1 protein-coding gene is annotated in these 13,126 nt (G+C 62.5%); it reads right to left on the reverse strand.

What is annotated here, in order from left to right; all coding sequences use genetic code 11:
* Positions 1-130: 130 nt before the first annotated feature.
* On the reverse strand, positions 131-13,114 hold the full coding sequence (locus AB7M22_RS17955; RefSeq protein ID WP_454187308.1) for a non-ribosomal peptide synthetase: 12,984 nt from the start codon (positions 13,112-13,114) through the stop codon (positions 131-133).
* Positions 13,115-13,126 lie beyond the last annotated feature (12 nt).

Genomic DNA, 13,126 nt, shown 5'->3' on the forward strand with positions numbered 1-13,126 from the left:
CCGGCAGTCAACCCGCAGCTTTGTGGTGTCTGTGATGACGCCTTCGCGGGCAAGCCTCGCTCCTACGGTATTACGCGGACCTGTAGGAGCGAGGCTTGCCCGCGAAGAGGCCCTCACCGACGCTAAAGAATTACAGGCCCTCCAGCTCCGCCATCAGGTCATTGAGCCGATCCACCTTATCTTCGGTAATGTCGCTCGCCGCCAACCCGTTGATGTACTCGGCCAACTCCGCCACCGTGCTGCACTCGAACATCGCCCGCAACGGCACATTGCGTTGCAGGGCTTTTTGCACCCGCGAGGCGATTTGCGTGGCCAGCAGCGAATGCCCGCCGAGCTCGAAGAAGTTGTCACGCACGCCGACCTTCTCGACCTTCAACACCTCGGCCCAAATATCGGCCAGGGTCTGTTCCAGTTCATTGCGCGGCGCCTGATAGTCCTGGCTCTGCAACTGGCCGATTTCCAGCGCCGGCAAGGCCTTGCGATCGAGTTTGCCGTTGGCGTTGAGCGGCAGCTTGTCGAGCCACAACCAGTGCAGCGGCACCATGTATTCCGGCAATTCGGCGCGCAGGCGTTGCTTGATGCGCTCCAGTCGTTCGTTCGGATTCAGCGCCGACTCCGCGGCAACCAGATAGCCGACCAAATGCTTGCCGTTGACGCCTTCCTGCACACCCACCGCCGCGTCGCGAACTTCCGGCTGCTCGTGCAGACGGGCTTCGATTTCACCCAGTTCGATGCGGTAACCGCGGATCTTCACCTGATGGTCGATACGCCCCACGTATTCCAGCACGCCGTCACTGCGACGTCGGGCCAGGTCGCCGGTGCGATACAGGCGATCCCCCGGTGCGCCGAACGGGTTCGGCACAAACACCTGAGCGGTACGCAACGGATCGCTCACATAGCCACGTCCCACGCCAATGCCGGCCACGCACAACTCGCCCACCGCCCCCAACGGCACCAGTTCCAGCGCACCATCGAGCAGGTACAAACGGTTGTTATCCGTCGGCGTACCAATCGGCAGATAACTGCCGCGCGTCGAGGCCAGGTCGACGCGGAAGAACGCTACGTCGTCCGAGCATTCCGCCGGGCCATAGGCGTTCACCAAACCAATCTGCGGGTAACGCAATAACCATTGATGCGCCAGCTCCGGTGGCATCGCTTCACCCGTCGGCAGCATCCAGCGCAGGCCATCGAGGCTCATGCGGTCCTGGGCGAGCATGCCCTGAATCAGCGACGGCACGCTTTCCAGCACGGTGATGCCCTGGCTCTGAACATGGGCCAGCAACCCCTGCGGATCGTGGGCGATGCTGTTCGGTACGATGTCCACTCGAGCACCGAACAACGGCGCCGCGAGGAACTGCCAGACCGAAATATCGAAGCTTTGCGAAGCGGTCTGAGCGATCACATCAGCCTCGCTCAATTTCAGGTACGGCACCTTGCTCAACTGGTTATTGAGCATGCCGCGCTGCTCGACCATCACCCCCTTCGGCAGACCGGTGGAGCCCGAGGTGTAAATCACGTAGGCAAGGTTGTCCGGGCCGCTGTAAATACCCGGATTGGCCACCGAAACATCGCTCGCCTGCACGTCTTCCCAAACCAGCAATCGAGGTCGGTTGGCACAACCGAACTCTTCCAGCAGCGCGATGGCTTGTTCACGACACGCCTGGGTGCAGACCAGCAACGGCGTGCGGCTCAGGTCAATGATCCGGCTCAGGCGCTGACTCGGCAGGCCCGGGTCCAGCGGCAGGTAACCGGCACCGGCCTTGAAGCTGCCGATGATCATGCCCAACAGATCAAGGTTACGTTCGGCGAGCAGCGCCACCGGTTGATCCAGGCCGACGCCGGCCGCAATCAGCGCATGGCCGAGGCGGTTGCTGCGCTGGTTCAGCTCAACGTAGCTGTGTTGCTGATCAAGACAACTGGCGGCAACTCGCTGCGGATGCTCGGCAACCTGCGCTTCGAACAATGAGACATAGCTCTGCCCCAGCGGGTACTCGTGTTCGCTCTGGTTGCAGCCATGAATCAGGAAGTCCTGTTCCTCGGTGCCCAGCAGCGGCAGGTCGGCCATGTCGCCATGGAAGCCTTCGACCAGTGCCAACAGCAGGCGCTTGAATTCGCCGAGCATGCGCTCGACCGTGGATTCATCGAAATAACGCTGGTCGTAGGACAGGTGCAAGCCCAGGTCATCGCCCGGATAACACACCGCCGTCAACGGGAAGTTGGTGTGGGTGCGGCCCGAATCCGAGGTCGCGTTGAGGCTTTGCGCACGGTCCAGTACCGAGACTTCCACCGGGGCGTTTTCAAACACGAACAGGCTGTCGAACAACGGCTGACCTTTAGGCAGTTCGCTGTTTTCCTGGATGTTCACCAGCGGCAGGTATTCGTACTCACGCAGTTGCATGTTGCTGTCGAGCAAACTACTGAGCCACTGGCGAACGCTGCAACGCTGATCGTCGTCAGGCATTTTCACTCGCAGGGCGATGCTGTTGATGAACAGCCCGACCGTGCGTTGCATCTCCGGCATCTCAACCGGACGCCCAGCGACCGTGACACCGAACAGCACGTCGCGATCACCGCTCAAGCGACGCAGCACCAGCGCCCATGCCGCCTGGGCGAAGGTGTTGATGGTCAGCTGATGGGCCTGAGCCAGTTCGCGCAACTGCGCACCATCGCGGGCATCGAGCCGTGTGTAGCGGTCGCCGACGATCATGCCGCCGCTGTCGCCGGCATGTTCACGCAGGAACGGCCGGTCGCTCGGAATCGGCGTGGTGCGCTCGAAACCTCGCAGGTTCTGCTGCCACCACTGTCGCGCTTCGGCCAGGCTCTGGCGTTGCAGCCAGCCGATGTAATCGCGATAACGCGGCGGCACGGCCAGCTGCGCTTCGCGGCCTTCGCCGAGGGCGGTGTAGATCTCGAAGAAATCGTTCATCAGCAGCGAGCGGCACCAGGCATCGATGAGGATGTGGTGGTTGCTCATCATGAACCAGTAGCGCGCCGCGCCCACGCGGATCAAGCGCAAGTGGAACGGTGCCTGGTTGAGCAAATCGAACCCGGCCTCACGCTCGCCTTTCAGCAGCGCCTGCAACTTCGGCTCTTGCTCGGTTTGCGCGACGTCAGTCCAGTCGAGGTACTCGATTGGCGTGCTGCCCGGTTTGTGGATCACTTGCAGCATGTCTTCGCCGACGTTCCAGCAGAACGAGGCGCGCAAGGCTTCGTGACGGGCGATCACCGCTTGCCAGGCCTGGGCGAAACGCTCGGGGTCGAGCTCGCTGTTGATGCGGTAGCGATCCTGCATGTAGTAGAGGCCGGTGCCCGGTTCCAGCAAGGTGTGCAGCAGCATGCCTTCCTGCATCGGGGTCAGCGGGTAGACGTCTTCGATCATCGCCGCCGGGACTGGCAGTGCGTCGAGTTGCGGCTGAGTCAGTCTGGCCAGCGGGAAGTCCGACGGCGTCAGGCCGCCCGCGTGGTCGCTCAGGCAATGCTGGATCAGGCTTTGCAATTCGCCCAGATACGCCTCTGCCAGTTCGGTGATGGTTTGCCGGTCGTGGCGTTCGGCGCTGAAGGTCCAGCGCAGCACCAACTCACCGCCATACACCTGACTGTCGACGCTCAGCTCGTTGGGCAGCGGCGCGTGTGGATCATGGGCCGCGCCGACCGGCTCATCGAGCGGCCGGAACAGCGCATCACTGCCGAAGCTCTGGTCGAACTGACCCAGGTAGTTGAAGGTGATCGGCGCCACCGGCAGCGCGGCCATGGTCTGACGGCACAGGCCATCGGCCAGGTAACGCAGCACGCCATAACCCAAACCCTTGTGAGGCACGGCGCGCAGTTGCTCCTTGATCGCCTTGATCGAGGCACCCTGCTCTGCCACAGGCGTCAAACGCAGCGGGTAAGCACTGGTGAACCAGCCAACTGTGCGGGTCAGGTCGATCTCGTCGAACAGGGTTTCGCGACCGTGGCCTTCGAGTTGAATCAACGCCGATTCGTGACCGCTCCAGCGACACAACACACGGGCCAATGCAGTCAGCAGCAGGTCATTGACCTGAGTGCGATAGGCCGTCGGCGCCTGTTGCAGCAGTTGGCGGGTGCGATCGCTGTCGAGGCGCACGTTGACGGTTTGCGCGTGACGATTCTGTTGACCGCCCTGAGGCCGATCACACGGTAATTCAACGCTTGGACCGGCCAGTTGCGTCTGCCACCAGCTTAATTCTTCACGCAGGGATTCGCTGCCGGCGTAAGCCTGCAAGCGTGCGGCCCAGTCCCTGAAGGCACTGGTTTTCGACGGCAGTTTTACTGACTGTCGGGACTCGAGCTGCCGGTAAACCGTTTGCAGGTCGTCCAGCAGCACTCGCCACGACACCCCGTCCACCACCAGGTGGTGAATGGCAATGAACAGCCGTTGTTGTCCCTCAGGATCATCGACCAGCAGCGCCCGCATCAGCGGCCCTTGCTCAAGGTCGAGACTGCGCTGGGCATCGGCGAACAGCGCCACGCATTTGTCTATGGCCGGCACTTTCACTTGCCACAGCACTGCAGCGTCGGAGACCGCCTGGTGCTCGGCCTGCCAATGGCCGTCAACGTCGGTGAAACGTAACCGCAAGGCGTCGTGCTGTTCGATCACCGCCAGCAGCGCTTGCTCCAGGCGATGAGGTTCGAGCACCACGGTCGGCTCCAGCAGCAACGCCTGGTTCCATTGTTGACGCTGGGGGATTTCAGTGTCGAAGAACCAGTGCTGAATCGGCGTCAAACGCGATTCACCGCTCAGCAGGCCTTGCTCGGCGGTGACCTGCTCGGTGCGGGTTGCGACGGCGGCCAGCGTCTGCACGGTCTGGTGCTGGAACAGGTCACGCGGGCTGAAGTGGATGCCCTGCTGCCGTGCACGGCTGACCACCTGGATCGACAGAATCGAATCGCCGCCCAGTTCGAAGAAGTTATCGTTGAGGCCGACCTGCTGGACGTTCAGCACTTCGCACCAGATGCCAGCCAGAGTCAGTTCAAGTTCGTTGCTCGGCGCCACGTACTGCTGACGATTCAACTCCGGGTCCGGGGCCGGCAGTGCGCGACGATCGAGTTTGCCGTTGGCGGTCAGCGGCATGCTGGCCAGCAGGATCAAGTGCGTCGGCACCATGTAATCCGGCAACTGATTTTTGAGGTGCGCCTTCAATGCTTCGCGCAATGCAGTTTGTTGCGCTTCATCCTGTTCGGCGACGTGGGTGACCAGGTAGCCGACCAATTGCTTGCCGCTCGGTGCATCGAGGGCCAGAACGACTGCTTCACGGATCGACTCATGTTCCAGCAGACGGGTTTCGATCTCGCCCAGTTCAATGCGGAAACCACGGATCTTCACTTGATGGTCGATCCGGCCGAGGTACTCGACCAGACCATCGGCGCGCTGACGGACAAGGTCGCCGGTGCGGTACAAACGCCCGCCGTTCGCTGCAAAAGGATCAGCGACAAACCGTTCGGCAGTCATGCCCGGACGCTGGTGATAACCCTGGGCCAGACCGGCACCACCGACATACAATTCGCCCGTCGCGCCTTGTGGCACCAACGCCAGATCGGCGTCGAGTATGTACGCCACCCGAGCGCCAATCACGCTGCCGATCGGCACGCTGCCCAGCCCTTCTTCCAGCTGCTCCGGCGCGAGGCTGGCGAGCGGCATGACCACGGTTTCGGTCGGGCCATAAGCGTTGAAAAACAGGCTCGGTTTGAACGCCGCGCGAATCCGTTGCAAGTGTTCGCCGGTCAACGCCTCGCCGCCGGTGATGCACATGCGCACTGGCAGGGTTTCGCCCTGAGTCGCCAGCCATTGCGCCAACTGGCTGCCGTAGCTTGGGGTGAAACCAAGAATATTGATGTTGTGGCGACGAATCAGGCCGCAGATTTCTTGCGCATCCCACTGGCCTTGCGCACGCAGGACCACCTGCGCACCGCTCAACAGCGGCACCAGCAGACGTTCGGTCGCGGCATCGAAGTTGATCGAGTAGAAGTGCAGTTCGCAGTCGTCAGGACGCATGCCGAAGCGCTCGATCACCGCACGGCAATGCATGGCGATTTCACCGTGAGACACCACCACGCCTTTCGGTTTTCCGGTGGAGCCCGAGGTGTAAATCAGGTACGCCTGATGTTGCGGCAGGCTGATAAACGGCAGCTCAGTGGCCGGGTAATTGGCCAGTGCAGCGGCATCTTCTTCCAGGCACCAGCGGCCGACCCTGGCCGGCAATTCACCGAGGGCCGCGAACATCGCCGCATCGCTGAGCAGCAAACCGATGCCGCTGTCTTCGATCATGTAGTGCAAGCGATCCAGCGGGTACTCCGGGTCCAACGGCACATAGGCGCCGCCCGCCTTGAGGATCGCCAGCAGGCCGACGACCATCTCCAGCGAACGCTCCAATGCCAGGCCAACCCGAACCTGTGGCCCGACACCGCGCTCGCGCAGCATCCAGGCCAGACGATTGGCGCGGCTGTCGAGCTCGGCGTAGCTCAATGTTTGCCCGGCGAACGTCAGGGCCGGTGCGTCCTTGCGCACCAGCGCCTGTTCGCTGAACAGGTGATGGATGCATTGATCGAGGCGATGCTCGCCCGGCTCAATGCCGAGGCTGTCGAGCAGGTTTTGCTGTTCAGTGGCTTCCAGCAACGGCAGTTCGCTGAGGCGTTGTTGTGGGTCGCTCAGCAACGCTTCCAGCAGGTTGCGCCAGTGCCCGGCCATGCGCGCAATGCGCGGCTCGTCGAACAAATCGGTGCTGTAGGTCAGGCAGCAACCGAGGCGATGGTCGAGGTCGGTGACTTCCAGGTTGAGGTCGAACTTGGTCGCTCGCGCATCGTTGGCCAGGTACTCGACGGTCATCCCGGCCAGGGTGCGACTCTGCTGGAATTCCCAGCGCTGCACGTTGCACATCACCTGGAACAGCGGGTTGTACGCAGCACTGCGGGGCGGCTGCAAGGCTTCCACCAAATGATCGAACGGCAGGTCCTGATGGGACTGGCCTTCGATCACGGTGTGGCGAACCTGCTCGAACAACTCGCCGACAGACATCTGCCCGTCGAGCTGGCAACGCAGCACTTGCGTGTTGAGGAACGCGCCGATCAGCCCTTCGCTTTCCGGGCGAATGCGGTTGGCCACCGGCGCACCGATGCGCAGATCGGTCTGGCCACTGTAGCGGTAAAGCAGCACCGCCAGCGCGGCAGTCATGGTCATGAACAGGGTCAGACCGTTGTGTGCGTTGAAGGCACGGACCCGCGCCGCGAGATCATCGCTTAGGTCAAAGCGGAACAGTTCGCCCTGATGGCTTTGTACCGGCGGACGCGGACGATCGGCCGGCAGTTCCAGCAGCGGATGTTCACGGCCCAGTTGCGTGGTCCAGTAATCGAGCTGGCGCTGACGTTCGCCGGACTCCAGCCACTGGCGCTGCCAGACGCTGTAATCCAGGTACTGCACCGGTAGCGGTTGCAGCGGTGATTCGCGATCATCGACGAACGCTTCGTAGAGCGCGCTCAGTTCCCGGGCAAAAATGTCCATCGCCCAGCCTTCGGTGACGATGTGATGCAGGGTCAGGACGAAGTAATGCTCCTGCTCGGTGGTCTTGACCAGGCAAGCACGCAGCAGTGGTCCGGTTTCCAGATCGAAAGGCTTATGGGCTTCGTCATCGGCCAGTTGCTGTACCCGTTGTTCACGGGTGTCGACCGCCAGCGCGGAAAAATCCTTCCAGTCCATGCGCAGGCCGGTGTCTGGCTGAACCTGTTGCCAGGCCACGCCGTCGATGCTCGGGAACGTCGTACGCAGGGTTTCGTGACGGATGATCAGCGCTTGCAGCGCCGCTTCGAAACGCCCGACATCCAGCACGCCGCGCAACCGCGCCATGCCACCGACGTTGTACGCCGGGCTGTCCGGTTCCATCTGCCAGAGGAACCACATGCGTTGCTGAGAATAGGACAGTGGCACCGGTTGGCTGCGATCGACCTTCTCGATCGGTGGCTGTTTGTTGGTTTTACCGCTGGCCTGGATCAAGCGAACCTGCTCGGCAAAAGCGCCCAGTTCGCTGTTCTCGAACAGTGTGCGCAGCGGTAACTCGACATCGCAGGCCTGGCGGGCGCGGGAGATGATTTGGGTGGCCAACAGCGAATGGCCGCCGAGGGCGAAGAAGTCATCGCGCAAGCCGATCTGTGTTTGGCCCAGCACTTCACGCCAGATGCCGGCGATTTGTTGCTCAAGGGCAGTGGCTGGTTCGACGTGCTCACGGACTTGCCATTGAGGTTCCGGCAAGGCGCGACGGTCGAGTTTGCCGCTTGGGCTCAGGGGCATTTCATCCAGACGCATGAGTTGCGCCGGGACCATGTATTCCGGCAGCTCGGCGGCGAGTGCGGCTTTCAGGCGGGTGGTTTGAGCATCGAGAGTTTCGCTGGTTTCAGTGGCGGTGTAGTAACCGATCAACTGCCCGCCGGCCGCCGTTTCGCGCACCAGCACCACCGCTTGGGCGACACCGGACTGCGCCAATAGACGCGCTTCGATTTCTTCCGGTTCGACACGAAAACCACGCAGTTTGACTTGCTGGTCGAGACGGCCGAGGTATTCGATCACACCGTCGGCTGTCCAGCGCGCACGGTCACCGGTGCGGTACAGACGTGCGCCCTGCTCGCCCTGCGGATCGACCACAAAGCGTTCCGCAGTCAGACCTGGGCGACCCAGATAGCCACGGGCCAAACCGATACCGCTGATGCACAGTTCACCCGGCACACCGACCGGTACCGAGTTGAGGTCGCTGTCGAGTACTCGGCACAGCACGTTGCCCAATGGCCGGCCAATCGGCGAGCGCTCGCCATCGGCGGTTGTGCAATGCCAGTGGGTGACGTTGATCGCCGTTTCGGTCGGGCCGTAGCGGTTGTGCAGTTGCACTGCCGGCAAGTGTTCCAGCACGCGATTGCGCAGTTCGGCGGGCAAGGCTTCGCCGCCGGAGAACAGTCGGCGCAGGCTGGTGCATTCGGCGCTGAGCGGTTCGTCGATGAACAACGAAAGCAGCGGTGGCACGAAGTGCAGCGTGGTCACGCCGTACTGCTGAACAAGCTGCGCGATGCGATGCGGATCACGGTGTTCACCGGGGCCGGCGATCAGCAGGCGGCACCCGGTGATCAGCGGCCAGAAGCACTCCCACACCGACACGTCGAAGCTGATTGGCGCTTTTTGCATCAGCACATCGGTTTCGTTCAGACGGTAGGAGGCTTGCATCCATTGCAGCCGTTCAGCGAGGGCCGCATGAGTGTTGCCAACGCCCTTCGGCTGGCCGGTGGAACCCGAGGTGTAAATCACATAGGCCAGGTTGTCGCCGTGCAGGTGCAGACCGGGCGCATGACTTGGCCAGTTCTCCAGATGCAGGGCGTCCATGGCAATCACGCTGACGCCATCGGTGGCCGGCAGTCGGTCGAGCAACCCGGTTTGGGTCAGCAGCAACTCAACGCCACTGTCGCTGAGCATGTAGGCAAGTCGGTCGGCCGGGTAGTCCGGGTCCAGCGGCACATAAGCGCCACCGGCCTTGATGATCGCCAGCAAGCCGATCAGCAGCTGCGGCGAACGCTCGGCGGCGATGGCCACGCACACGTCCGGGCCGACGCCTTTGTCGCGCAGGTAATGCGCCAGGCGGTTGGCCTGGGTGTGCAGTTCGGCAAAATCCAGGCTGCCACCATCCCACAGCAGCGCGGTGCGCTCCGGGGTCTGGCGCGCTTGCTCGTTGAGCAACTCAGGCAGCCATTGACTGGCCGGTGTGCAGGGGGCGGCGCTCCAGGCGGATTGCTGATCGTGCTCGCTCGGAGTCAGCAGTTGCAGGTCGCCGATGGTGGTCGTCGGTTGTTCGCAGATGGCTCGCAGCAGGTTGCTGAAATGCTCGGCCAGACGCTCGATGGTCGTCGCGTCGAACAGCTCGCTGGCGTAGTCGAACGACAGGCTCAAGCGACCGTTACGGTCTTCTTCGCTGTGCAATTGCAGATCGAACTTGGCTTCGCGACTGTGCCACGGCAGCTCTTCGGCGAGCAGTCCCGGCAAGCGACGCAGTGCACTGAGATCCCGTTGCTGGTGGTTGAACATGACCTGGAACAGCCCCTGCTCGCGGGCCTGCGGGAAGGCTTCGAGCAGTTGTTCGAACGGCAAATCCTGATGCGCTTGCGCACCCAATGCGGCTTGACGGGTTTGCGCCAGCAACTCAACGAACGGCAGTCGCGAATCCACCTCGGCGCGCAACACCTGGGTGTTGATGAAGAAGCCAATCAGCCCTTGGGTTTCCAGGCGCGGACGGTTGGCATTCGGCACGCCGATACGAATGTCGCGTTGACCGCTGTAGCGATGCAGCAGGCTCTGGAATGCCGCGAGCAACAGCATGAACGGCGTCGACTCATGGGCCTGGGCGGTCTGGCGAATGGCATCGCTCAGGCTCGCATCCAAACGCCGGGTGTGACGGGCGGCGCTGTGAGTGTGTTGCGCCGAGCGCGGATGATCGGTGGCCAGGCTCAGGGTCGGATGATCAACGCCCAACTGCTCTTTCCAGTAAGCGAGTTGACGCTCGCCCTCCCCTTGCGCCAACCACTGGCGCTGCCAACTGCCATAGTCGGCGTATTGCGTCGGCAACGCTGGAAGGCTGACGGTTTGGCCTTGAGAGGTAGCCGCGTACAGGCGCGAGAATTCGTCGATCAGCACGTTCATCGACCAGCCGTCGGCGATGATGTGGTGCATCGTCACCAGCAGTTGATGGTCTTCATCGCCGAGGCGCACCAGGGTCACCCACAGCAGCGGGCCTTTTTCCAGATCGAACTGGGTGCGGGCTTCGTTCTCGCGAATTTGCTGCGCGCGGGCTTCACGCTCGGCGGCTGGCAGGTCGCTGATGTCGATCACTTGCAGGTTGAATTCGCCGGCAGTAATGACCTGTTGCAGGGCTACACCGTCACGCTCGAAAAACCGTGTGCGCAGGGATTCGTGACGTTCGATCAGTTGCTGGAAACTGGCGCGCAAGGCGTCTTCGTCCAGTTCGCCGCGCAGGCGCAAGGCACCGGGAATGTTGTAGGCGCTGCTCTGCGGATCGAGTTGCCAGGTGATCCACAGACGGTTTTGTGCCAGGGATTGCGACATGGCGTCACTGCGCGACAGCGTGGTGATCGCGCCTTGAGCCTGGCCGCCATCCTGTTGTTGCCGGGCGACCGCGGCAGCGAATGCGCCGAGGGTTGGCGCTTCGAACAACAGCCGCAGATTCAGCTCCAGCCCCAACTCTTCACGCAGGCGCGCGACCACTTGAGTGGCGGCGATGGAGTTGCCGCCGAGCAGGAAGAAGTGATCGTCGGCATTGACCTGCTTGACCTGCAATTGCTCACACCAGATCTGGCCGATCAACGTTTGCAGCTCAGAGCCCGATTCAGTTTCAGACGTGCTTGCGATGTCTGCCGACGGGAACAGCGCATAGCTGTCGAGGCTGCCATCGGCCAGGCGATTGCGGCAGGCGGAGCGTTGCAGCTTGCCGCTGGACGTCTTCGGCAGCGCCCCCGGATTGAGCAATACCACCACGCTCGGCGCTTGCTGATACGCCTCGGCCACCGCTTGACGGATGGCTTTGATCAGCGCCTCGGGCGGCAGGATTTTCTGCACGCTGCGGCTGATTTCCGCGGCGATGCCGATGCCTTCCTGCCCCTCGATGTTGATCGCGAACGCGGCCACGCGACCTTTGCGCACCACCTCCACTTCACGCTCGATGGTCTGCTCGATGTCCTGCGGATAAAGGTTGTGACCGCGAACGATCAGCATGTCTTTCAGGCGCCCGGTGATGAACAGTTCCCCGTCACGCAAAAAGCCCAGGTCGCCGGTGCGCAGCCAGGTGCGGTTGGCGTGCTGGACGAACGTCTTGGCCGTGGCTTCAGGGTTGCGCCAGTAGCCATGGGCGATGCTCGGCCCGGTGGCCCAGACTTCACCGATCGCGTTGTCGGCGAGTTCTTCGAGCGATACGGAATCGACAATCAGCACCGCGTGATCCGGCTGGCTGATGCCGCAACTCATGATCGGACTGCCATCGCCCGGCTCGGCACGGTTCTGCGCCAAGGCCTGATCATCCACACGCAATGCCGGGATGCCCTGGCCGCGCGGGCTGCCGGCAACGAACAGCGTGGCTTCCGCCAAGCCGTAAGAGGCCATGAAGTTGTCCGAGGTAAAGCCACAGGCCGCGAACTTCTCGGCGAAGCGTTCCAGGGTGTCGAGGCGAATCGGCTCAGAACCGGAATACGCGACGCGCCAGCCACTCAGGTCGAGGCGTTCCAGCGCCGATTCGCTGACCCGTTCGCTGCACAGTCGGTAGGCGAAGTCCGGCCCGCCGCTGATGGTGCCGCCGTATTCGCTGATCGCTTCCAGCCAGCGCAATGGCCGACCGAGGAAGTAGGCCGGCGACATCAACACGCACGGCACGCCGCTGAAAATCGGCTGCAACAGGCCGCCGATCAAGCCCATGTCGTGGTACAGCGGCAACCAACTGACGATCACGTCGTCGGGGTTCAGATCGATGCCGAATCCGTGGCGAATCAGCAGCTCGTTGGCCACCAGGTTGCCGTGACTGACTTGCACACCTTTAGGCAACGCCGTGGAGCCGGAGGTGTATTGCAGGAAGGCGATGTGATCGCCTTGCAAGTCCGGCGCGAGCCAGCGTTCGGCCAGGGCACTGTCGAGGGTGTCGACACACAGCAGCGGCGGCGCCTCGTTGATTTGCAGCAACGCGTCGCGCAGGTCAGCGCTGGTCAATAGCAAGCGTGGTTCGGCATCGCTAATGATCGACAGCAGACGTTCCTGGTGATGACGACGGGTCGATTCCGGCGGATAGGCTGGCACCGCAATTACACCGGCGTACAGGCAGCCAAAAAACGCCGCGACGTAATCCGGGCCGCTGGGGAACAGCAATACCGCGCGATCGCCAAACGACGTCTCGGCCTGCAACGCACCGGCAATGGTTCGCGCCCGCTGATCGAGCTCACGATAACTGAGCACCACAGCCTGATCCTGGGTTTCGGCGAGAAAACGCAAGGCCACCCGGTCCGGCGTCAGGGCCGCGCGGCGCTGAAGGGCTTGGACCAGTGTGCTAGGGAGTTCGAACGCGTCGGTCATGAGGTTTCCTGC

This window comes from Pseudomonas sp. ADAK2 TE3594 (assembly GCF_053628675.1).